The 23,018-nt window shown below is 44.8% G+C and carries 27 protein-coding genes; 15 read left to right on the forward strand and 12 right to left on the reverse strand.

What is annotated here, in order from left to right; all coding sequences use genetic code 11:
• Positions 1-41 precede the first annotated feature (41 nt).
• The 3 genes from modA to HDC91_RS16315 are packed head-to-tail and all read left to right on the forward strand — an operon-like array spanning position 42 to position 2,089.
• Entirely contained in the window at positions 42-800 is a 759-nt protein-coding gene (gene modA / locus HDC91_RS16305) for a molybdate ABC transporter substrate-binding protein (protein WP_183553975.1), read from the forward strand.
• Between the two features lie 3 nt (positions 801-803).
• Positions 804-1,475: a molybdate ABC transporter permease subunit gene (gene modB / locus HDC91_RS16310; protein WP_183553977.1), complete on the forward strand. Its 672-nt coding sequence runs from the start codon at positions 804-806 to the stop codon at positions 1,473-1,475.
• Positions 1,472-2,089, forward strand: coding sequence for an ATP-binding cassette domain-containing protein (locus tag HDC91_RS16315; RefSeq protein ID WP_183553979.1), 618 nt, complete (start codon positions 1,472-1,474; stop codon positions 2,087-2,089). Before modB ends, HDC91_RS16315 begins: the two co-directional genes overlap by 4 nt.
• A gap of 71 nt (positions 2,090-2,160) precedes the next feature.
• Here the strand turns inward: HDC91_RS16315 and HDC91_RS16320 are convergent, their stop codons facing one another.
• Together HDC91_RS16320 and HDC91_RS16325 are read right to left on the reverse strand one after the other, a co-directional pair.
• Positions 2,161-3,144, reverse strand: coding sequence for a glycoside hydrolase family 43 protein (locus HDC91_RS16320; protein ID WP_183553981.1), 984 nt, complete (start codon positions 3,142-3,144; stop codon positions 2,161-2,163).
• Positions 3,145-3,155: 11 nt separating this feature from the next.
• Entirely contained in the window at positions 3,156-3,899 is a 744-nt protein-coding gene (locus tag HDC91_RS16325) for a YdcF family protein (RefSeq protein WP_183553983.1), read from the reverse strand.
• A 99-nt stretch (positions 3,900-3,998) separates the two neighbouring features.
• On the opposite strand from HDC91_RS16325, the gene HDC91_RS16330 reads away from it, so the two are divergent.
• The 3 genes from HDC91_RS16330 (at position 3,999) to HDC91_RS16340 (ending at position 6,876) form a co-directional block, all read left to right on the forward strand.
• Complete coding sequence (locus HDC91_RS16330) at positions 3,999-5,312, forward strand: S41 family peptidase (protein ID WP_183553985.1); 1,314 nt, start codon at positions 3,999-4,001, stop codon at positions 5,310-5,312.
• Positions 5,313-5,560: 248 nt separating this feature from the next.
• Positions 5,561-6,079, forward strand: a complete 519-nt coding sequence (locus HDC91_RS16335; RefSeq protein ID WP_183553987.1) for a hypothetical protein — start codon at positions 5,561-5,563, stop codon at positions 6,077-6,079.
• Between the two features lie 95 nt (positions 6,080-6,174).
• Entirely contained in the window at positions 6,175-6,876 is a 702-nt protein-coding gene (locus HDC91_RS16340; protein ID WP_183553989.1) for a response regulator transcription factor, read from the forward strand.
• A gap of 37 nt (positions 6,877-6,913) precedes the next feature.
• On the opposite strand, the gene HDC91_RS16345 is transcribed toward HDC91_RS16340, so the two are convergent.
• From HDC91_RS16345 to HDC91_RS16360, 4 genes are all read right to left on the reverse strand, one after another.
• On the reverse strand, positions 6,914-7,546 hold the full coding sequence (locus HDC91_RS16345; RefSeq protein ID WP_183553991.1) for a gluconate 2-dehydrogenase subunit 3 family protein: 633 nt from the start codon (positions 7,544-7,546) through the stop codon (positions 6,914-6,916).
• Positions 7,547-7,552: 6 nt separating this feature from the next.
• A complete protein-coding gene (locus tag HDC91_RS16350; protein WP_162429987.1) occupies positions 7,553-9,289 on the reverse strand; it encodes a GMC family oxidoreductase in 1,737 nt (578 codons plus the stop codon).
• Between the two features lie 34 nt (positions 9,290-9,323).
• Positions 9,324-9,983, reverse strand: coding sequence for a DUF1080 domain-containing protein (locus tag HDC91_RS16355; RefSeq protein WP_162429988.1), 660 nt, complete (start codon positions 9,981-9,983; stop codon positions 9,324-9,326).
• Positions 9,984-10,214: 231 nt separating this feature from the next.
• The gene (locus tag HDC91_RS16360; protein ID WP_183553993.1) at positions 10,215-11,306 is read right to left on the reverse strand and encodes a hypothetical protein; all 1,092 of its coding nucleotides are present in this window, start codon (positions 11,304-11,306) and stop codon (positions 10,215-10,217) included.
• 73 nt (positions 11,307-11,379) lie between these two features.
• Between HDC91_RS16360 and HDC91_RS16365 the strand changes: the two genes are divergently transcribed.
• Both HDC91_RS16365 and HDC91_RS16370 read left to right on the forward strand, forming a co-directional pair.
• Positions 11,380-12,624, forward strand: coding sequence for a DEAD/DEAH box helicase (locus HDC91_RS16365; RefSeq protein WP_183553995.1), 1,245 nt, complete (start codon positions 11,380-11,382; stop codon positions 12,622-12,624).
• Positions 12,625-12,779: 155 nt separating this feature from the next.
• The gene (locus HDC91_RS16370) at positions 12,780-13,664 is read left to right on the forward strand and encodes a TIM barrel protein (protein ID WP_183553997.1); all 885 of its coding nucleotides are present in this window, start codon (positions 12,780-12,782) and stop codon (positions 13,662-13,664) included.
• Between the two features lie 134 nt (positions 13,665-13,798).
• Here the strand turns inward: HDC91_RS16370 and rmuC are convergent, their stop codons facing one another.
• The 6 genes from rmuC to HDC91_RS16400 form a co-directional block, all read right to left on the reverse strand.
• A complete protein-coding gene (gene rmuC, locus HDC91_RS16375) occupies positions 13,799-15,163 on the reverse strand; it encodes a DNA recombination protein RmuC (protein WP_183553999.1) in 1,365 nt (454 codons plus the stop codon).
• Between the two features lie 64 nt (positions 15,164-15,227).
• Positions 15,228-15,464, reverse strand: coding sequence for a hypothetical protein (locus HDC91_RS16380; RefSeq protein ID WP_162429992.1), 237 nt, complete (start codon positions 15,462-15,464; stop codon positions 15,228-15,230).
• A gap of 1 nt (position 15,465) precedes the next feature.
• Positions 15,466-15,723 carry a hypothetical protein gene (locus HDC91_RS16385; protein ID WP_183554001.1) on the reverse strand — a complete coding sequence of 86 codons (258 nt, stop codon included), beginning with the start codon at positions 15,721-15,723 and terminating at the stop codon, positions 15,466-15,468.
• 68 nt (positions 15,724-15,791) lie between these two features.
• Positions 15,792-16,271, reverse strand: a complete 480-nt coding sequence (locus HDC91_RS16390) for a gliding motility lipoprotein GldH (RefSeq protein ID WP_183554003.1) — start codon at positions 16,269-16,271, stop codon at positions 15,792-15,794.
• Positions 16,271-17,596 carry a regulatory iron-sulfur-containing complex subunit RicT gene (locus HDC91_RS16395; protein ID WP_183554005.1) on the reverse strand — a complete coding sequence of 442 codons (1,326 nt, stop codon included), beginning with the start codon at positions 17,594-17,596 and terminating at the stop codon, positions 16,271-16,273. The genes HDC91_RS16390 and HDC91_RS16395 overlap by 1 nt, the downstream gene beginning before the upstream one ends.
• A gap of 2 nt (positions 17,597-17,598) precedes the next feature.
• Positions 17,599-18,744, reverse strand: coding sequence for an ATP-binding protein (locus HDC91_RS16400; RefSeq protein WP_183554007.1), 1,146 nt, complete (start codon positions 18,742-18,744; stop codon positions 17,599-17,601).
• Between the two features lie 154 nt (positions 18,745-18,898).
• On the opposite strand from HDC91_RS16400, the gene ruvX reads away from it, so the two are divergent.
• The 7 genes from ruvX (at position 18,899) to HDC91_RS16435 (ending at position 23,018) form a co-directional block, all read left to right on the forward strand.
• Positions 18,899-19,312 carry a Holliday junction resolvase RuvX gene (ruvX, locus tag HDC91_RS16405; protein ID WP_162429997.1) on the forward strand — a complete coding sequence of 138 codons (414 nt, stop codon included), beginning with the start codon at positions 18,899-18,901 and terminating at the stop codon, positions 19,310-19,312.
• A gap of 29 nt (positions 19,313-19,341) precedes the next feature.
• Complete coding sequence (locus tag HDC91_RS16410; protein ID WP_183554009.1) at positions 19,342-19,743, forward strand: GxxExxY protein; 402 nt, start codon at positions 19,342-19,344, stop codon at positions 19,741-19,743.
• Positions 19,744-19,809: 66 nt separating this feature from the next.
• Positions 19,810-20,448 carry an O-methyltransferase gene (locus tag HDC91_RS16415; RefSeq protein ID WP_183554011.1) on the forward strand — a complete coding sequence of 213 codons (639 nt, stop codon included), beginning with the start codon at positions 19,810-19,812 and terminating at the stop codon, positions 20,446-20,448.
• A 2-nt stretch (positions 20,449-20,450) separates the two neighbouring features.
• Positions 20,451-21,002 (forward strand): glycoside hydrolase family 73 protein, encoded by a 552-nt coding sequence (locus HDC91_RS16420; RefSeq protein WP_162430000.1) that lies wholly within the window; start codon positions 20,451-20,453, stop codon positions 21,000-21,002.
• A 47-nt stretch (positions 21,003-21,049) separates the two neighbouring features.
• Positions 21,050-21,880: a glucosaminidase domain-containing protein gene (locus HDC91_RS16425; RefSeq protein WP_162430001.1), complete on the forward strand. Its 831-nt coding sequence runs from the start codon at positions 21,050-21,052 to the stop codon at positions 21,878-21,880.
• Between the two features lie 62 nt (positions 21,881-21,942).
• Positions 21,943-22,698, forward strand: coding sequence for a hypothetical protein (locus HDC91_RS16430; RefSeq protein WP_183554013.1), 756 nt, complete (start codon positions 21,943-21,945; stop codon positions 22,696-22,698).
• Positions 22,677-23,018 carry a hypothetical protein gene (locus tag HDC91_RS16435; protein ID WP_183554015.1) on the forward strand — a complete coding sequence of 114 codons (342 nt, stop codon included), beginning with the start codon at positions 22,677-22,679 and terminating at the stop codon, positions 23,016-23,018. The genes HDC91_RS16430 and HDC91_RS16435 overlap by 22 nt, the downstream gene beginning before the upstream one ends.

Genomic DNA, 23,018 nt, shown 5'->3' on the forward strand with positions numbered 1-23,018 from the left:
AATATTCAATATTACGTAATTTGTGAAACAACATACCAAGGATGATAAAACTATTCACTAAAACGTTTTCGATTTTTTTCATCATTACGTGCTTTTTTGATACGGCCAACGCGCAAACAATAAAGGTAGCTATAGCGGCAAACCTGCAGCCGGTGATAAAGGCGCTGAAAAACGATTTTAAGTTGAGGACAAAAATTGATCTCGAGGTGATATCCGGCTCTTCCGGCAATCTTTCGGCACAGATACGCAACGGCGCGCCTTACGATGTGTTCCTGTCGGCCGACAGTAATTTCCCGCAAACGTTACGGCGTGATGGCCTTGCCGCAAAGGCCCCGGCCGTTTATGCACAAGGTGTGCTTATAATATGCAGCGCTCAAAATTTAGACCTTAAAAACTGGAATAACCTGTTGATGACAAATACTATAAAAAAAATAGCTGTTGGCAACCCCGCCATTGCACCATACGGCAAAGCCGCACAGCAGGCGCTTACCAAAGCAGGTGTTTATAGTAAGGTGAAGGTCAAGATGGTATTTGGAGAAAGCATCTCGCAGGTAAATACTTACATAATCACGGGAGCGGTGCAAGTTGGGTTTACCACGCTATCGCTGATAAAGGACGCCGCGAATAAGCAACAACTATTTTACAGGCTGGTAAATCCGGCAGACTACGCGCCAATACAACAGGCCATGGTACTGTTAAAGCGCGCCGAAAAAAATACTGCGGCCGAAAAATTTTACCAATATATTTTAAGCGCCCCTGCAAAGGCCATCTTTAACGCTTACGGTTATCATACACAATAACGCATGGACCCATCGCCCATTTGGCTTTCAATTAAATTAGCAGCCATTACCACGCTGATATTGCTGCTTGCCGGCCTGCCATTGGCGTGGTGGCTGTCAAAAAAGCGGTCGTTGTTTAAAATTATTATCGAGGCTATTATTACCATGCCGCTGGTGTTGCCTCCGTCTGTCCTGGGTTTTTATCTGCTGTTAATGTTTAGTCCGCAGCACGGAGTAGGGCTTTGGCTGCAACAAACGTTTAATGTGCAGTTTGTATTTTCGTTCCCGGGGCTTGTAATTGCTTCAGTGATATACAGCATGCCGTTTATGATAAGCCCGGTTAAATCGGCCTTTCAACAGCTTCCGGCCTCGCTGTCACAAGCATCGTACACGCTTGGCAAAACGCAGTGGCAAACCCTATGGCATGTGTTACTCCCCAACATCAAGCCATCTTTGCTAACCGCGGCAGTGCTTACGTTTGCACACACCCTGGGCGAGTTTGGTGTAGTGCTGATGATAGGCGGCAACATTCCGGGGGTTACCCGTGTCGCGTCTATTGCGGTATACGATTCGGTAGAGCAAATGAACTATACCGCTGCCAATAACTATTCGCTGATACTGTTTGCTATTACTTTTGCAATGGTGTTAAGCGTATTTATTTACAATAAGTACCAGGCCAAAAGTCCGTTAGAATGATAACCATAGATATTGAGAAAAAGCTAAGGGCATATAACGGCTTGTATGTGCTGCGAATAAAAAAGGAATTTATTCCGGGGGGCATTACCCGTATAACCGGCCCGTCGGGTGCGGGAAAATCCACCATGTTAAAAATGATCGCAGGTCTGATATCGCCAGATAACGGCACCATTAAAGCAAACGGCGTTATTTGGTTTGATGCCGCGACCAATATAAATTTACCTCCGCAGCAGCGTCAGATCGGTTTTGTTTTTCAGGATTACGCGTTGTTTCCGAACATGACGATAAGACAGCACCTGGAGTATGCTACCGATGATCATATATGGATAGACCGGTTACTCAAAATAGGTGGGCTGGATGCATTTATCCACCAAAAACCCCATCAGCTATCCGGCGGGCAACAGCAGCGCCTGGCTATTTTGCGTGCGTTGGCCATAAAGCCGAAACTATTGCTGATGGACGAACCCTTTTCAGCATTGGATATCACCATGAAAGCGGCTTTGATAACAGCGCTTCAAGTGCTGTTTGCAGAACTTGAAGCAACTGTGTTGATAGTTAGTCATAACCCCCAGGAGTTAGACGGCATCAGCGGAGATGAAGTGGAGATAGCTTAATTATCCTGTTTAGTGTATCGCCGGGATGCCGCCAATTTACGATAAGTTATCACACCCCGCCGCGCATACCGTTATTTTATAACGTTAGCTGTTACTCCCTCGTTTGTAATTTTGACCGGGTTAATCAAGCCGTCTTTATCAAAGGTCATTTTATCTATACACGTTACCCTGTGGTTGCCATTGGTTTCGGTAAGGGGGCGGCGATGATAAACAATATACCATTCATCTTTACCAGGCACTTTAATAACCGAGTGGTGGCCCGCACCCGTAGCCACAGCCGGATCTTGTTTTAACACAACACCAATTTTTTTGAACGGCCCGTTTATACTGTTACCAACCGCATAAGCAACGCGGTAATCGGGGCCGGTCCAGCCGCCTTCGCTCCACATAAAGTAATACTTGCCTTTACGGATAAACATGATCGGGCCTTCCACATACCCCTCTGGCGTAATTTCTTTAAACATCTTTCCGTCGGCGGCGGGTTCAATGCCCGTAAAGTCGTCTTTTAACTTGGCAATGTTGCAATGGCCCCATCCGCCGTAAATAATATAGTACTGCCCATCGGTATCTTTAAATACAAACTGGTCTATGGGTTGTGCCCCGTTAACTATTTTATCAATAAGCGGCTTACCCAGGTAGTCTTTAAAGGGGCCTTCGGGCTTATCGGCAACAGCTACGCCAATACCGCCGTATTCTTTATCGCTTTGTATATCATTTGCGCCGAAAAAGAAATAATATTTTCCATCTTTCTGTACAATGGCCGGGGCCCACATGGCCCGTTTAGCCCACTTTACGTTTGACGAATCAAGCACGTTCTCATGTTTGGTCCAATTCACCAGGTCGGGCGATGAAAAAGCGTCAAAATGTACCTGCTGGTTGTACGGCGCCGAATACGTAGGATAAACCCAGTATAGTTTACCAAAAATGGTGGCTTCCGGGTCGGCATACCAGCCTTGCGCTATAGGGTTACCTGATGTTTTTTTTACTGGTTGCTGGGCGTAGGCCGCCTGCAATAAAGCGGCGGGTAGCAGTAATAATAAATATATCTTTTTCATTAGTTGCGATATTAACTAAAGTAAACGGTTAAATAACCAAAAAATTCCTTAATATATAAGTTCCATTTTCCCAATGCGTCTGCCGAGGGCAAAAAATCTTCTAAATACAAGTGCTTCGCGTCAAAAAGATTATTTGTCGGGTACGGCACAACATCAATACCGGCTTTTTTAAAAATCAGCCGTGCACGCCGCATATGAAAAGCCGATGTTACCAACATATATGGCGGCTTTAAATGCGCGCTATCTAACAGCTTTTTCGAAAACAGCGCATTCTCTGAAGTATTACGCGCCTTTCTGTCTAAAAGTATAAGGCTGTCTGCAAAGTTCTTCTTTTTTAATTCCCGCTTTACAAAATCTGCTTCGGCAAACCCATCCGGATAAATATCAGAATAACCGCCCGTAAACAGCAAGTGCGACACCGCGCCTGTAAATAACAGGCCGGTCGCTTTGGTATAACGGTCAGCGGCCCAGTTAAAATAGGGGTTCCCCCCGCTGTCCCTGGATACAAATCCTCCTAAAAGAATAGCACTGCTATATTTAACATTCAGATGTTTATAAGGTTCTACATCCCATAACCTGGCAAATGCGGTTATGGTAAACCGGTTCGAAAAAAAATATAAAAGAATGGTTGCTGTTAGCAGTAACCGTTGTTTCAGCCTTTGTTTTTTTGTTAAAAGCGCATAAAGCATTAAGGCGAAAACCCAGGTAAGCGGTAAAATAAATACCAGGAGCACTTTAGATAGTATAAAAAACATGGCTGTATTTATTAGTGCAAATTAATTGATTTTTATGAATTTGGTTTGTAACGAATTTTTTTTGCTGACGTCAATATATAGAACCAGCCAATCACTTAAATGAGACATGTACTTATCACCGGATTTTTGTTTACCACATTAACCATAAGCGCTTTAGCGCAACAACATGTGGCGCCCCTAACCCATCAACAAAAAGATGAGGCCATAGACAGCATCGTAAAGACTGTCAAAACACGTTATATATTTCCTGATGTTGCACTAAAAGTGGAGAAATACCTGCGTAACAAGCAGGCCAAAAAAGCTTATAACGCCATTACAGACGGTAATCAGTTTGCACAGGTATTAACACAGGATATGCAGGCCGCAGGTAACGATAAACACTTGTGGGCTGCGTACACGCCCGAAGAATTGCCTGTCGAAAAACCACGCGAACTGATGAGCATACCGGATGAAGAACGCGCAGGTTTGGCAGAAATGTTTCAGCGCACCAATTATGGTATTGATAAATTAGACATTTTAAAGGGCAATATTGGCTATTTATCTTTTAACACGTTGATATCCCCCGAATTCGCGGGCGAAGTATACGACGCTATGATGTTATACGTTGCCCATACCGAAGCGCTTATTATCGACCTGCGCAAATGTGGGGGCAGCATGTCGCCTGATGCAGTGCCCTATTTTTGCAGCTATTTTTTCCAGTCGCCTGTACATTTAAATGATACCTATTACGGCAAAGATGCAAAGCTCACCCAATCATGGACCTACGCGCACGTAAACGGCCGTAAATATTTAAATAAACCCATATACGTATTAACCAGCCGTAGCACATTTTCGGGCGCCGAAGAAATGGCGTACGATCTTCAGGCACTTAAGCGTGCCACTGTTATTGGCCAGTCCACAGGTGGTGGAGCCAATCCTGGTGGTGTAGTTAGGTTAACGGGGCATTTCAGGATGTTTGTTCCGGTAGGTAAAGTGGTGAACCCAATAACTAAAAGTAACTGGGAGCACGTCGGCGTAAAGCCCGATACGCTTATTGATGCGAGGCTTGCCCTGCAAAAAGCACAGGAACTTGCCATGCTGTCATCTATAAAAGCTACCGATGACGACAGATGGAAGGGCGCGCTGAAAGATTGGATGGCAGAAGTTGTTGCAAGCGCACCTAAACTTAAACCCGTTACCTTTGAATTGCAAGGCTTTGAAAACGCAAAGGAAGTATACGTAGCCGGATCGTTTAACGATTGGGATCAACACACCGCACAAATGTTACGCAAGGGTAATAAGTGGGTGGTAGTTACCGAAGCAGAACAGGGCAAAACCACCTATAAATTTATTGTTGACGGTAAATGGATATCCGATCCGGGTAACGCCAAAACCGAAGGACCAAACGGCGATTCTGTAATAGTTGTTGAATAAAATCATAGGGCGCTCTGCCACAGCAATAAATGTAACCGCGCTTTTTTGTTACCCGGCCATTCATACGGAGTGACATGCAGTTGTAAGATAGACGAAATTTACACCAAGTAAAGCCTCGAATATTTTATAGCACATAATTATACCATATAAATATACCGTATATGTGGTATTGCTGGAACGGAATTATTACAGTTGCTTAGTACTATTAAAACCTAACAGAAATCGTTTCATAACTTAATTAAAAAACAATGAAAAAACTTTTTACTATCGCAATTATTATGGTGGCTACATTAACCACCTCAAACCTGTTTGCACAATCGGGTTTTAAACTTGGCTTAGCTGCAGAAGGCGCTTTGCCTATGGGGGCCCTGAAAACATCATACACCGTGGGTGCCGGTTTAACAATACGTGCCGCTTTCGGACTGGACGAAACCAGCGCCATCACATTAACATCCGGTGCAATAGCATTTTTACCAAAAGATCTTTCAAACCTTGGTGTTGACAGTAAAGCGCAACTAAATATACCCATCAAAGCAGGTTATAAATACATGCTGAGCAGTAATTTTTATGCTATCGGCGAAGCCGGCATGTCAATCATCCGGTCATACTACAGCGATTCGAACGGCGACCTTCAGTCGGTAAGCGGTTCTGAGTTTACCTACGCGCCCGGGGTTGGTGTACAATTAGGCGGCTTTGACGCAAGTGTACGCTACGAAGGCTACAGCGGTGCAGGCTTTTTAGGCTTGCGTGTAGGCTTTAACTTTTAAAATAGCTAATCCAAGCAAGTAATACAACCCAATCAACAATTGAAAAAGCTGTTCGTTAATTTGAACGGCTTTTTTAATTTATATCGTTATTTTAGATGACCAATCTAAAATGTATGAGCACTATACCGGTAGCTATTGTTGATGACAAAACACTGCTTCGCGAGGCCTTATTCAATAACCTTTCGTACTATAACGAGATAAGTATAGTGTTGCAAGCTTGCGATGGTTCCGATTTTTTAGATGGATTAAAAGCGCTGAACCCGACAGAGCGCCCGCAAGTAGTACTTATGGATATAGAGATGCCTGTGATGGATGGCATTGAGGCCGTTAGCATTGCCAAAGACCTTTATCCCGACATGCATTTTTTAATGCTTACTGTTTTTGATGATGACGATAAGCTTTTTGAGGCTATTAAGGCAGGGGCAAGCGGTTATTTACTTAAAGATGAAAAGGTAGCTAACATAGTTAAGGCAGTCGCCGAAATTGTGCACGAAGGCGGAGTCCCAATGTCTCCGCGGATAGCCCGCAAGGCCCTCGCCCTGTTAAGAAAGGTACCCGAGGCAACACAAGCTGCTGCAAAAGAAGAGGAGACTATTGCCGGCGAACATGCCCTTTCGACCCGCGAAATGGAAATATTAAGCCGCCTTGTTGATGGGTTAAATTATCAGGAAATAGGCGAGCGCTTATTTATAAGCCCGCATACCGTACGTAAGCATATCGCTAACATTTATGATAAGCTGCACGTATCCAACAAGGCATCGGCCATAAAGGTGGCTACCAGTAAAAAATGGTTTTAATCAACAAAAAAACGCCCCTTTTTAGGGGCGTTTTTTATTATATCTTCACGTTTTCCATGCCGTATTGCTTTAACACATCGGCCGGCACGCCGGTCCATTTGTTAGGGGCGTTCCCGGCGTAGCCAATATCCTTGGTACCCATCTCGCTGCTCCAGAAACCTGATGCGGTCAGGTCACGCATGCGGTTAAAAAAGTTTACGCCCTGCTGTATTTCGGCCTTGGCTTTGTAAGGGTAGGCTATCTGGTCTAACAATTCGGTTTGCTGCGAACTGCTGCATTTTATAAATGTATTGCCATAATGGTTAAGACAATACATATCCAGCCATTTAAGCCCTCCGCGCATGGGTAGTTTATGACTTGGGATGTCTTTTACTATAAATTCTATAAACTCGGGCACTTTGGCATCTGATGCACTGCCCGAGTGGGCGTCTTTCGGTATAATGATATCAGCCAAAACCGTAATGGTGGCCATTTCATGGTCATCGAAATACTTTTCGTCCTTCAGTTTATTTTCACGTTCAACTTCATAGGCCTGCCGGCCGGGTACCGCGCCGGCTTTTTCACCGGTTGCCGCTGTATCGGTTTTTTCGCCAGGTTTGCAGCCGCCTAATAACAGCCCGGTTGATATGGTTCCTAAACCTATTGCTTTAAGGGAGTCGCGTCTGTTCATGATGCGTTATACGTTAAGTTTTTTACGTTGTTGTAATATATATTCAGCTGTGCGCATGCTTAGGGCCAGAATGGTCCAGGTGGCGTTTTTATCGCCCTGTTGCACAAACGGTGCGGCATCAACCACAAAAAGGTTTTTACAATCGTGCGCCTGGCAATATTTGTTTAAAGCCGACTTTTTAGGGTCGTCGCCCATACGTACGGTGCCCACTTCATGAATGATCTTGCCCGGTGCCTCTAAGCCGTAATTGGTTTCGGGCCCTTGCATGGTGCCGTAGATAGCGCCCATGTTATGCAGTATCTCCTCAAAGGTTTCCTGCATGTGTTTGGCCTGGTTTATCTCGTCGTTGGTCCATTTATAGTGAAAACGCAACACCGGGATACCATATTTATCAACAACGCCGTTAGGGTCTATCTCGCAATAGTTATCGGCACGTGCAATAGCAGTACCACGGCCGGCCATGCCTACCTGTGTTCCGTAAAAACGGCGATAGTCATCTTTCAATCCAACCCCGTAACCGCCACCATCTTTCTTCTTACCGTCGCGGCCGGGCACAGCACCGTTCATATCCTGTATGCCGCCGCCAAAACCGTACGATGGCATGTGCATCCCGCCACCGTACTCGATGTGGTAGCCGCGCGGGAAATTCAGTTTTTTATTATCAAGCCACCAGGGCGAGTAGATGTGCACGCTGCCTACACCATCTTCGTTGTAGCGTTTGCGGTCCATCAGCTGCGGAAGAAAACCGCCCGCGCCGGATCCGGTACTGTCGTGCAGGTATTTACCTACCACACCGCTGCTGTTGGCCAGGCCGCCCGGGTGGGCTGCTGATTTTGAATTTAACAATATACGCGCCGATTCGCCGGCGCTTGCACCAAGTACCACCGTTTTGGCATTTACCTGGTACTCCTGCATATCATCTTTATTTACGTATGATACGCCGGTAGCCAGCCCGTTCTTATCGGTAATAACTTCGCGCACCATTGCGTTTGTTATTACTTTTAGGTTGCCGGTTTTAATGGCAGGGATCACCAGGCATGACGAGGCCGAGAAATCGCCGTAAACTTTACATGAGCGGCCGCACTGCCCACAAAAAAAGCAAGCGCCACGGTCTTTATTATTGGGTAAGGCCTCGGTAAGTACCGATCCGCGGCCGGTAATTACTTTAACCCCTGCTTTGGTAGCGCCCTGCTTAATAAACAACTCGTTTAATCGTGGCTTTGGCGGCGGCAGAAAAATTCCGTCCGGCTCGCTTTCAATATTTTCAACTGTTCCGTAAACACCTATCATACGGTCAACCTTGTCATAATAAGGCTTTAGGTCGTCGTAAGTTATCGGCCACGGGTCAGTAAGCCCGTCCTTTGGTTTAAAATCATCAGGCCCCATACGCAGGGATATACGGCCCCAGTGATTGGTACGGCCGCCCAGCATACGTGCACGGAACCACGCAAACTCGGTGCCGTCCTTCTGGGTGTAAGGTTCCCCCTCTAATTCCCATCCGCCATAAGCGGCATCGAAATCGCCAAATGGTCGGGTAGTGCCAGCACCCCGGCGTGCCGACTCCCATGCCCATTTAAGCTGGTGCGAATCTACTTTAGGATCAAAATAAGCGCCTGCTTCAAGCATTAACACCTTTACGCCAGCGTTAGCTAATACGTAACCGGCCATGCCGCCGCCCGCGCCCGAGCCTACAATTACTACATCGTATGCTGTGGTTGATTTTTTTATCTGTAAATCTTCCATTTATATGTCGAACTATAAAATTTAATGTTAATGGCTACAATTGTTTAAGGGTAATATTTTTATATGCTACTACCGCACCATGCGATTGCAACGCGATATGGCCTTTTGGGTATTTAGCAAAATCCTTCCAGGTTTTAAACTTGCTGTTATTCAGCATCTCTGTCCACTCCGGGCTGCCCATTTGCACGTTTATCACTTCTTTACCGTTAAGCCAAAAAGTCAGGTGGCCCTTATCTTTACGTATTTTTGCAGTATTCCACTGCCCCGCAGGCTTTGCAGCATTTGCAGGTGCGCCTTTCATATCGTATAACGACCCGGCAAGGTGGGTGGGGTTTTTATTATCTTCGGCTTTTTCATTATCCAATACCTGCATTTCAATCCCCGATAAATACGTAGCGCCCAGGGCCGGGTCTTCGTGCACGCCGAAAATGATACCGCTGTTACCGCCTTCGGCAATTTTCCAATCTACCTTAAGCTCATAATTTTCATATTCTCCATCGGTTATCAGGTCAGCTGAGTGCGGTGCTTTAGGGTCAAACTGTAATGCACCGTCAACAACGCTCCACGGGCCTGCATCTTTTTGTAGATAAGCATGCCAGCCGTTGGTGGTTTTACCATCAAAAAGTTTGGTTTGCGCAAATGATGAATACTGCAATGCTGCAACAGCAATAGCGCTTAAAAGTAATTTTTTCATACGGGTTATCAGATATAGCAGTGTGGGTACCGCTTGTTAATATTAGAACAGCTAAATGTAGTATTTATTTTTATTGATGCTATAGTAACGCAATTTATCAATCAAAATTTTTACAGATAGCTGCCGCCGAAATTTACTTTTAAGCAAATGACACCTGTTTTGTTTGGCAGGACTGGATAACGCCGCTGCACATATTGCTTATTAGATAACAGCCTCTTAATCGCTTAAAAGCTAATCCTTATGAAATAAGAAATTCAGTCCCGATGCTACCCCAAATTGCACATAGGCGTAACTGTCTTCAAAGTAAATATTATAATCATCCTGCCCGCGGTAACCCCCGCCCACGATGAACGATACATTTTGCATAAACGGGAACTGGTAGTAATATTTGAGGCTAACGTTGAGGCGCTTTTTTAAATTTAAGGCATCATAGCCCCGGTACTTATCGGCAATGTAAGTAAAATCGAACTGTATGCGCTGCCAGTTCTTAAACGAAGATGCGTCGGCGTCGATATCGTCCTGGTACCTTTTGGCAATGTTATAAATATAGCCGCCGTTAACGCGTACAAAACCATAACTACCGGGCAGCCCCATAGCCGCATCGTCACCAAACAAACCCCGGTGCAGTTCGATGCCGATAGTGCTGTAATGATTAATAATGTTATTGGGGTTATCTACCCGTTTGCCGATAGTATAGTTAAGCGAGTAAAAGTCTGTGCTGAATTTTCCGCTATCGCGATTGAAGCCGCCATCGGGTTTTAAGGTTGGCCCCCGTACACCGTTTGAATGATGGGTGTATGATAATTGCAGGAACTGCGGTTTGTAAGCGTCGCGGTTAAGCCTGTAATATAAATTACCGCTGGGCATATAGCTCGGAGATTTCACAGGTTCGCCATAGGCGGATAACAACCGCAGCTTTACCCGCGCCGACAGGTCAAAAAAGAAACGTGACTTAGGGGTATTTAACAATACAAAGTGCGCGTTAACATCGCCCACCAGTTTGGTTTTAACCGGCTGAAAAAGCTCCTGCCCAAAAAAAGAGGGTTTAAGGTTTTGTATATAGATGTTATTAAAGTCGCGGTTTACTACGCGGGCAGCCACTTTTCCGGTATCGATACTGTTTTGGAACACTGATGTATCGTCTGGCGATCCATAGCTTTGGGCCGATGAAAATACAAGCACTAACAGGAAAAGAACGAACGCTTTAGCAGGGTAAATGGCAGATGTATACATAGATACTAACAGAAATACTTTATACCTAAAATAGTTTTCTTTAACAGAAATTTTAAGCCGGCAGATCAGGCCCTCAAAATTAAACCACATTGTATCATAATAAAGTAAACATGCATAAAACCACAAAAATGCTTACCTTGCGTGCTCATCTTTAATAACATAAGTGACTTTTCAGGATTTTAATTTTAACGAACAACTTTTAGAGGGCGTTTTAAGTATGGGGTACACTACCCCAACGCCTATACAGGCAATGGCTATACCGGCCATACTTAACGGCGACGACCTTATAGCCTGTGCGCAAACGGGCACCGGCAAAACCGCATCATATTTGCTGCCTGTTTTAAATTACATATGCAATACGCATAAGCACCATACCACAGCCCTTATACTTGCACCAACGCGCGAACTTGCTCAGCAAATAGACCAACAGGTAGAGGGCCTTGCCTATTTTACGGGCGTAAGCTCGCAGGCGGTTTTTGGCGGGGGCGATGGCATGGCTTATGAGCAGCAGCGACGCGGTATTCAAAACAATGTGAATATTATTATAGCTACGCCGGGAAGGCTGATAGCGCATCTTACGTCAGGGGTGCTAAAGTTTAACGACATTACCCATCTGGTTTTAGACGAGGCCGACCGCATGCTCGACATGGGGTTCCAGGACGACATTATGCGGATCATTGGCTATTTGCCAAAAAAACGCCAAACGTTGCTGTTCTCGGCAACCATGCCCGGGCGTATCCGCACGTTAGCTAAGGCGATTCTTACCGATCCGCAGCAAATAAACATTGCCATATCCCAGCCCGCAGCAGGTATCGACCAGCAGATATACCGCCTGCACGACGGGCAAAAAACACCTTTACTAAAAATGCTTTTAAAGGATGGCGGCTACCTAAGCTCTATCATTTTCGCATCACGTAAGGAAATTGTGAAATCCCTTTATAAGGAGCTGAAGTCGGCGCATATCAATGTGGCTGCTTTTCACTCCGATCTGCAGCAAAACGAGCGCGAAGAGATATTGCTCCGCTTTAAAAACAAGCAGCTGCCCGTTATTATTGGCACTGACGCATTGTCGCGTGGTATTGATGTAGAGGGGATAGACCTGGTGGTTAACTACGATGTACCCGGCGACCCGGAAGACTACGTTCACCGCATTGGTCGCACTGCGCGCGCAGCAAGCAAAGGCACGGCCATAACCTTTGTGAACGACCGCGACCTTAAACGGCTGAAGAGCATAGAGCAGCTTATTGATAAACCCATTACCCAAAAGGAACTGCCTGAAGAACTGCAGGGTATCGCTGCGCCACCGAAAGAAGACCGGCCCCACAGCGCGGGTCATTCTCAACGCCGCGATGGGCGGCGCAACCCCAAAAGGTTTGGCAAAAACAAACCATCGCGCCCGGCAAAGTAGTTTCGGCTATTATCAAACATACTCGTCCCGGTAACGCTGTTGCCGGGATTTTTTGTTTAATATCTATGGCAAATTAAACCTTGTAATATTTATGCGGTCTATTTGTTTTGTATAGTCAATGTGTTACATTTACACAAACCAATTAAATTACCGAAATGACATCAAGACGTTCGTTCCTGAAAACCACGGCGGTGGTTTCGGCCGGCCTGCTAATGGCGCCCGAATTATTTGCAGCGCATAAAAAAAGATATGTAGGCGTACAGCTTTACACTGTGCGCGATGCAATGGCTAAAGACCCGGTTGCTACGCTGGCTAAAGTTGCCAAAGTAGGTTTTAACTCGGTTGAAGGCGCTACTTACACCGGCACCCAAAAATTTTACGGGATGGAACCAGCCGCATTTAAAAAAGTTTTAAGTGATAATGGCCTGATCATGCCAAGCGGGCACTTTATGCTGGGCGAAGGTATGCCAAACGCCAAAGGCACCATTACCAACGATTGGCAAAAAGCCGTTGACGACGCTGCAGAGGTTGGGCTTAAATACATGGTTTGTGCCTACCTGTTAGATAGCGAACGCGGCACGCTTGACCATTATAAAGAAACGGCCGATAAGCTAAACAAGGGTGGCGAAATAGCCAAAAAAGCAGGCATCCAGCTTTGCTACCATAACCACGATTTTGAATTTGCATCGCAGGATGGCAAATACCCGTACGATGTGCTTCTTGATGCCACCGATGCAGATCTGGTGAAAATGGAGATGGACATTTACTGGATGTATAAAGCCAAGCAAGACCCTATCGCCATGTTTAAGAAACACCCGGGCCGTTTCCCGTTATGGCACGTAAAGGATATGGATAACTCACCAAAGCAAATGTTTACCGAGGTAGGTAACGGTGTAATCCCTTTTAAAGAGATATTTAAGCATACCAAAACATCGGGCTTAAAATACTTTTTCAATGAGCAGGATATTTGCCCCGGCGATCCGTTTGTAAGTATTACCAAAAGCTACAATTACATGAAAGCTAATAATTTTCATGTGTAGGTGAGACAAGACAATAAGAGTCAAGAATCAACATATAAAAAGCCCGCTTGCTAATGCAACCGGGCTTTTTAATGTTTTCGTAATTCAATGCTAACGGAGCGACAATGGGGTAAGCAAAACGCGCAACAGGCATACTAATCTTCGCTAATGTATTTGTGCTCTATCTGTTTATTGGCCTTGGCGCCCAGTTTCTTAATTTTTTCGGCGGTAATGGTCAGGTTGCCCCGGCCATCGGTAAGTTTGCTAAGTGCCCTGTCATAACTATCCTGGCTTTGCTTAATGTTTTTGCCGATGCCTTCCATATCTCCAACAAAACCTACAAACTTATCATACATTTCACCGCTCAGTCGCGCTATTTCTAATACATTGCGATTTTGGCGCTCCTGTTTCCAGATGCTGGCAATGGTGCGCAGGGTAGCCAGCAAAGTACTTGGGCTAACGATCACCACCCGCTTTTCCCAGGCATCACTGAAAAGGTCAGCATCCAGTTGTACGGCAAAACTAAAGGATGACTCTATCGGCACAAAAAGGAGCACGAAATCAGGCGAATTTACCTGGTAAAGATCGTGGTAGCTTTTGGCCGACAGACCATGTACATGGTTGCGCAGCGATTCTACATGCGCTTTTGAGTATAGTTTACGCTCATCCTCCGTTTCGCAATTTACCAAACGATCATAAGCTATCAGCGACACCTTGGAATCGATTATTAAATGTTTATCCTCCGGAAGGTCGATAATTACATCGGGCTGCAGCCTGCTGCCATCCGCGTTGTTCAGGCTGGCTTGTACGCGGTATTCGCGGTCGCGGATCAATCCGCTGCGTTCTAAAACCTTTTCAAGGATGACTTCGCCCCAGTTACCCTGCTTTTTGTTGTCGCCTTTTAAAGCCCTCGTCAGGTTTGAGGCTTCGGTACTGATGAGTTTATTCAGGTCCATTAACTGCGTTATAACACCCTTAAGCGTATTGCGCTCGGCAGCCTCCATGTTATAAACCTTCTCAACTTTATCCTCAAAGGCCTTTATGTTTTCTTTCAAGGGATTTAATATAGCATCGATGCTTAGCTTATTAACATCAGTAAACTCACGCGATTTTTCTTTCAATAATTTTTCCGCAATATTCTCAAACTCGCGCTGAAAATGCTTGCGGGTTTGTTCTATTTCTTCTTTTTGTTCGGCCAGCTTTTCCTGCTGGGCCTTAAAATATGTACGCGATGATTCTAACGACTGATTAGCCTGGGCCAATTGAGTACGTTCGTATAAAAGCTCATCTAATAGCCGGCTTTGCTCGTCTTTAAAATGTTTGGTGAGGTTTTCCTTTTCGGTTAATATGCCGGCAGCTTTTTCCTCGGCCTTAGCCAATGAAATCTTCAAGGCTTCATTTTCAGTTTTCAACAAAGATAATTCCCCTGTTGAAACACCGGTGGCAGCAGGCCGTTTCAGAAATATAACAACGGCTATCAGTAATATAACAATCGCCGCGCCTAAAATAATAGCATCCATTTTGATAAAAATATTAGCAAAACGAATGTAGCTATTTTACTTTTAAAATAAAATATTTAGTAAGCTAGCGGGTTCCTTTCACCGTGTCTTTCGCCGGGTTAGTGTTCATGGTACCATCAGCACTCGTATCCTGCCCACCGGTTTCAACAGGAGTTGCGGGATATTTAGCGCTATCGGCAGTTGTGGAACCACCCACATGAACCTGTCCCGAATCAGCAGCATCAACCTTGCTATCCTTACTTTTACACGATGCGGTAGATATTGCTATCACCGTAAATAAGTATATAACTAACTTTTTCATCTTATTTCGGATTGGTTTTAAGGGTGTCTGATGTTGGGTTAGTGGTGCCTTTTCCATTTCCGCTGGTATCAGTACCGCTTGTACCAACGGCCTGCGGACTTCCGGAACCGGCAGAAATCGCCGCGCTATCTGTTGCTCCCGAATTACCTGGATTGGTAGCGCCTGAATCAGGCTTGTCGCCGCCGGTTTTTTGATTGCCCGAGCATGCGGATAAACTTAATCCTGCTGCTATGGCTATATAAAGAAATAACTTTTTCATATTAGATGTTTGTTATACATAAACTACAAACAGAGTTATTTCAGGTTTTAAATATTTGGCGTTAAAGATCAGCGCACTTTTTCTACCCGTAAGCCGGCATCGATAACCTCATGAAGCGGGTTATCGCGCATATTTTGCTCTATCTCGAAATGATAAACGCCCTTGGCGGGGAATTTATAATTGGTTCGCAGGGGCAATTGGTAGCTGTAAATATTACCGCTGCCGCTGCCCAGCCATTCGCCGTCTTTATTGGCCAACTGCCATTCATAACGGGTGGTTTGTGTTTTTTTGCCGGGCGAGGTTTGCCTTAACAGCGCGAATATATTAGAATATCTGTAGTTACCGCTTACCCTTACATTAAAGTAAAGGTTATACGGCACACTGATATTGTCAATCTTAACATCAACTTTTATCCGGTTAACGTACGACCAGTTGTGATTATCGATAGGGGTATTTTGATCAACTATCGCATTAGGATCAGTACAGCCTTGCGCCGCAAAAAGCGCGAAGGTTATTAAGCTGCCAAGAATAAATTTAAATGCTCGCATTATTCCGGCCGGGGATTATTATTGGGCGATTGATTATTATTCGGGCGTGGCCGGTTATTATTGCGCCTGTTGTTATTGTTTCCCTGCGGGCGATTGCCGCCGTCTGGTCTGTTTCCCCCTTGAGGACGGTTGCCATCCTGTCGTTGGGATGCTTGTTGGCCATCCGGGCGATTACCCCCTTGCTGGTTACGGCTACGGTTTTTGTTCTTATTTTTATTCTTGTTGTTTTGACTACGGCGCTCGTCAAGGCGGGTAAGGCTATCTTGACCAACCACATTTTCGTAATCAAGGATCTTTACCGGCTTGGTTTCAACCACAACTACCTCACCCAGGTCCGCCGGGATAATGCCTTCGCGGTTTTGCTGCTGAATTTCCTTTACGCGGGCTATCGGCATAGGCACCCAGGCTTCTTCGCGCGGGTAGCTAAACCACATTATTTTTTTAAATATATCGGTTTTTTGCAGGCGAGCATCGCCTTTTTCAGTTTTCAGCACATTCACATTGTCCGGTATATGCTTAAGCGCATCCATATAGGTATCCAGCTCATAGTTGAGGCAGCATTTTAATTTGCCGCATTGGCCCGCAAGCTTCAAGGTATTTAACGATAGGTTCTGATACCGGGCAGCTGATGTAGAAACTGTTTTAAAATCTGTTAACCAGGTGCTGCAGCAAAGTTCGCGGCCGCAGGAACCGATACCACCCAGGCGACTTGCTTCCTGGCGCATACCTATCTGGCGCATTTCAATACGGATGCGGAAACTTTCGGCCATTTTTTTGATCAGTTCCCTGAAATCAACGCGACCCTCGGCGGTATAATAAAAGGTGGCTTTTGTTTTATCGCCCTGGTAGTCCACATCGCTTATCTTCATCGATAAGTTAAGGTCGAGGGCGAGCGTACGCGATTTATGCATGGTTTCCCATTCCATATCTTTGGCCATCTTCCATTTATCTACATCGGCCGGGGTGGCGCGGCGATATATCTTTTTAACAACATCAGCTTCTTTTACATGCCTCTTGGTCATTTGCAGCCGCACCAGTTCGCCGGTGATAGACACGTGGCCTATGTCGTAACCACCGGTGGTGGTTTCAACGGCAACAAGGTCGCCCGCCTCCAGGTAAATATTATCGTTGTTGTGGTAAAACTCTTTCCGCGAGCCTTTAAATCTGACCTCTACAATAGAAAAAGGTTTATAGTTAGTTGGCATATCCATGTGCGACAGCCAATCGTGAACATCTAATTTGGCGCAACCATTAGTAAGGCAAGAGCCATTACTTTTGCAGCCGGCCGGCGTACATCCGCCGGATGAGCAACTTCCGCATCCCATAATTAATTCGGTATATAATGATTCCCCGCGGGGACAGTTTTCAAATTTAGTACTTTTATAATCTGCAAAGATACGTCTAAAAACAAGATTTTAGGATTTGCATTACGTTCTATATGATAATGAGCCTTTTCCAGCTCGGTAATAATACCCTGTGCCATGGCGTTGCTGATAACCGCCGACATTTTTTTTGCCGTTTCCATCTCTTGCCCGGGCAGTTTAACTATGCGTTCGGCCCCTGCGCGCAGCAGGGTGCATTCGCGTATAAAGCTGGTTCCATAGCGTAAAAAGTTTTTTTGATTCTCGCGCCCCATCTTTGCCGCCTGGTCTACAAATTTTAAAATATCAAGCCCTTTGTTGCCAAAGCAATAACGCAGCCATTGCACAAATAACGCATGATAGCTTTTAGTGTCGTGCTGCAGCATGGCTAAAGCCTCGGTCATGTTTCCATTACTCAGGTAGGCAATCCCTGATGCCGCTGTTTCTGTTTGATGGTGCTTATTTTCCAGTTCGGCTTTTATATCCCCGTAATTTAAACAAGGGATTTTAACAAGTTGCGTACGCGATAATATCGTGTTCAGTATCTGGTCCTGGTTCTGGGCTACCAGTATAAAAAGTGTGTTGGGCTGCGGCTCCTCAATCATTTTCAGCAAAGCATTCCCCTCTTTGTCAAGGTATTCGGGCAACCACAGAATCAGCACTTTGTACGCAGATTCGAACGGTTTAAAGCTCAGTTTTTTAATGATCTGATGGCACTCGGCAATGTTAATATTAGCCTGCTTGTTTTCGGCATCCAGATAGCCGCGCCAAATATCAAGGTTAATATACGGATGGGCTGTAAAGGCATCACGCCATTGCTCAATAAAAGTAAGCGCCGTGTCATCCTTATGCTTGGCGAAGAATGGGTATGAAAAATGCAGGTCGGGGTGCATAAGTTTCTGGTACTTCCGGCACGATGCGCACTCGCCGCATGAGTCGTCCGGCCGCTTGTCTCCGCACGATAGATACTGCGCATAAGCAACCGCCAGCGCCAGGCCTCCGGCACCTTCCGGCCCTAAAAACAGTTGCGCATGGCTAACCCTGTTCTCGTTAACCGAGGTTATCAACCGCTGCTTAATTGCTTGTTGCCCTATTATATCCTTAAACTGCATTTGGTGCAAAATAGTGAATTGATTTTAGATGTACGATTTTAGATGGTAGATTTAGCAACCACAATCAACACCCATCTAAATAATACGCACATTTGCAGTAAACTAAGACCGCCATGTTTCAATCCAATATCGAACATCTAAAATCTCAAATAAAATGAGAGTAATGGCTTTTGACTATGGTACCAAGCGAATAGGTATTGCCGTTACCGACCCGATGCAGATCATCGCTACGGGCCTGGATACGATCCATCCGTTAAAAATCATAGACTACCTGAAAAAATACCTGCTGACCGAGGGCGTTGAGCGCTTTGTTGTTGGCGAACCCAAACAGATGGACAACACCCCTTCACAATCAGCTATGCACGTTAAGGGATTTGTAAACCTGCTTAAAAAAACCTTTCCGGATATTCCGGTAGAAATGCTCGACGAACGCTTTACCTCAAAAATGGCATCGGCTACCATAGCGCAAAGTGGCATGGGCAAAAAAGCACGGCAAAATAAAGAGCTTGTTGATACGATATCGGCCGTGATATTGCTGCAAAGCTGGATGGACCGCAGATTTAAATGATTTTAAGATCTCGCTGATTAAACGAAAGAATGGACTATAAGCACTCGGATATTACTGGGAAGATCATTGGCTGCGCGATGAAAGTTCATCGGACCCTGGGTAACGGGTTTCAGGAAGTTATATACCAGCGTTGTTTGGCAATCGAGATGCAAAAACAAGGCATTTCATTCTCCCGTGAATTAGAAATGACTATTCATTACGAAGAAGTTGAAGTTGGAACAAGGCGGGTAGACTTTTTGGTTGAGAATGTTGTGATGGTCGAATTGAAAGCGATATCACAGTTAGATGATGCACATTTGGCACAAGTGTTAAATTACTTGGAAGCATACAAATTGGAAACCGGATTATTAATAAATTTTGGCGGAAGGAGCCTTGAATTTAAACGAGCGACTAATGAATATAAACTCTCAAGAAAAAATCGCAACCAATAGTTTATAATTTGTCAAAAATCAACAAAATCACATAATCCTAAAAATCTGCGGTGTATCTTTGCCGGCATGGAGATCCTTGATCCGGCCTTGCAGGCCTACCTTGATAACCATTGCGACCCGGAACCGGCGGCCTTGCAAAAAATAAACCGGGATACTTACCTGAAGGTGCTGAAGCCGCATATGCTATCGGGCCACTACCAGGGACGGTTGCTGAGCATGATCAGCAAAATGATACAGCCAAAACTTATTTTAGAAATAGGGACCTTTACCGGGTACTCGGCCATTTGCCTCGCCGAGGGTTTGGCTGAAGGGGGCATATTGCATACCATTGAAGTTAACCGGGAATTTGAGGAAATGCTTAACTCACATTTCAGATCAACAAATGTGGATAAAAAAATTAAGGTTCATTTTGGGGCTGCAGAATCAATAATAGCTGATTTTGAAGAAACTAACTTCGATTTGGTTTTTATTGATGCGGATAAACGAAATAATTTTAAGTATTTTGAGTTAGTAATTGATAAAGTAAGGCCAGGAGGCTTAATAATAATTGATAATGTTTTGTGGAAAGGGAAAGTATATGGCGCTGAAAAAGATGCCGATACCGAGAATATCCGCAAACTAAATGAACTAATAGCTGTTAACACACAGGTCGAAAAACTAATTCTACCTGTCCGCGACGGCATATTGATCATCAGAAAAAAATAATTATGAAGAAACTCTTAACTGTTACTCTCCTTTCAGTTTCCGCATTAATTGCATCTACCACGGCCGTATCGGCGCAATCCGCAGCACAATCTTACATCGAGAAGTTCAAAAACAATGCCATTCGCATAATGCATGAAACCGGTGTGCCTGCAAGCATTATTTTAGGCGTTGCAATTCATGAATCGGCCAGCGGAAAGAGCGCTGTGGCTAAAAATCTGAACAACCAGTTTGGTGTTAAGGGCGGTGGCAGCACGGTGTACTATAAAGGCAACAAAAAGGTACATTCATCATACAAACGCTACGATAGCGTGCTCGATTCATTTAAAGATTTCGCCCGCATCATGACCGAACGCAAACAGTTCAGTCACCTGCTTGATAAATTTTCTACAACGGATTATAAAGGTTGGGCGAAGGGCATACAGCGCAGTGGTTACGCAAGCAGTAAAAAATGGGCCGCCCAGGTTTTAGGTATCATCAACAAATATGACCTGAACGAACTTGACGATGATGCCATGCCTGATAGTACCAAACGCGAAATAGCAGACAACAATTAACTTTTATATTTTTTAACCTAAGTTTGGCTAACAATAAGCTTAACTGCATGCGTAGGATATATACATTATTAATTGCCACCCTGTTATTCACTTCGTGTTCGGCCCACAAAAACACCATTAGCCGCAGCAAAGCCTCAAAAAACAACAAGGCTATTCAAAAACGCAACCGCGCTGCTATAGCTGCGCATAAAGACTTTACCTCGCTGGAGTACATCGAACGCTTTAAAGACATTGCCATACAGGAAATGAATACTTACGGCATCCCCGCCAGCATAACACTTGCCCAGGGCCTTTTTGAAAGTGGTAGCGGCAATAGCGAGCTGGCCAAGGTGGCCAATAACCACTTTGGGATAAAATGCGGCAGCACGTGGGCGGGTGAAAGCTATTACAAAAACGATGATAACGAAAACGACTGTTTCAGGGTTTATAATAACCCGGAAGAATCTTTTCGCGATCACTCGGAGTTTTTAAAGAAGAAAAACTACGCCCGCCTTTTTGAACTGGATAAGAATGATTTTAAAGGCTGGGCTTACGGCTTAAAAGCCTGCGGTTATGCAACCAACCCAAAGTATCCGCAGCTGCTGCTGAACATCATAACCAAATATCAGCTTGATCAGTACGACCGTCCAGAAGGCGAAATTGCAAAGATAAAGCGCGAAGACCGGGTGCTTACACAGATAAACGACAACATGGGCCAGCCGCAGCAGGACTCTATTTCAAAAACCCCGCCCGACGATAAAATTTACACCGTAAAACAGGGCGACACACTATACAATATTTCTAAACGTTTTGGTATCACTGTTGATGAATTACGATCGCTCAACAAAATGTCTGACAATACCCTTAAGATAGGTCAGAAAATTGTTGTGGTGAAATAGTGTGTTAAATATTGTTAAACGATAAATTTTCCCTCTTTAAACGATTAGCTTTAAACTTTACAATGAAGTTATGGCTTACCTGTTTTTTTAGCATTTTATGCGCAACAGCTTTTTCGCAGGAAAAGGAGGTGACCGGCATTGTATTTAATAAAGACACCAAAACCCGCGTAGCAAAGGTTAATGTGCAAAACATCACATCACGCAAAACCGTTTATAACACGTTTAAGGGCGAATTTACCATACCCGCTAATCCGGGAGACCTGCTGGTATTTAGCAAGCCGGATATGTACACCGATACCCTTAAGGTAACAGGCTACGCCGCCATGGCCGTTTACATGCGCCCGAAAGCCATCCCGCTGCAAGAAGTAACCATCCGCGACAGTTTTTTAACGCCCGAAAGGCGATTGGCCAATACCCAACGCGATTACAGCAAAATATATGGGTCGATAAATAATGCAGACCTTTTGAAGTTTGGGCCGGGTGGCGTTGGTTTTGGCCTGGATGCCCTTTACAACGCATTTAGTAAAAGCGGTCGTAACGCCGAAAAGCTGCGGAACATTATAGATGCAGAGTACCGGCAAAGCATTATAGATTACCGGTTTAACAAAGCCTTTGTGCAGGGTATTACGCACTTGCAAGAGCCGCGGTTAACCGATTTTATGCAGAAGTACCGCCCTGGTTATTACCTGGTTTTGTCTTTAGGCGATTACGAGTTTATTAATTACATTAAAACGAATCTGAAACGCTATTTACGCCACCCTGAAGCCTATGAGCTTGCCCCGCTGCCACAAATTAAATGGGATACCGATACAAAATAATTGTTGCCCCTTTCTTAAAGGTGAGCGGCATGGCCTTATTTCCGGTTATACTGGTAAACAATAAAAAACTTTTGAACGATGCGGTAGTTATCAACCACGAACGTATTCACCTGAAGCAGCAAGCCGAGTTATTGGTAATCCCTTTTTACCTGTTATACCTGGTAAATTACCTGGTAAATCTGATGGTTTATCGCAATCACAACGTAGCGTATTTGAATATAATTTTTGAGCGCGAGGCTTACGCACACGAGGCCGATATGCATTACATCCGTTACCGCAGATGGTACAGCTGGTGTAGGTATTTTAAATTAAAACAATGA

The sequence above is a fragment of the Mucilaginibacter sp. AK015 genome (assembly GCF_014200785.1).
Classification (GTDB): Bacteria; Bacteroidota; Bacteroidia; order Sphingobacteriales; family Sphingobacteriaceae; genus Mucilaginibacter.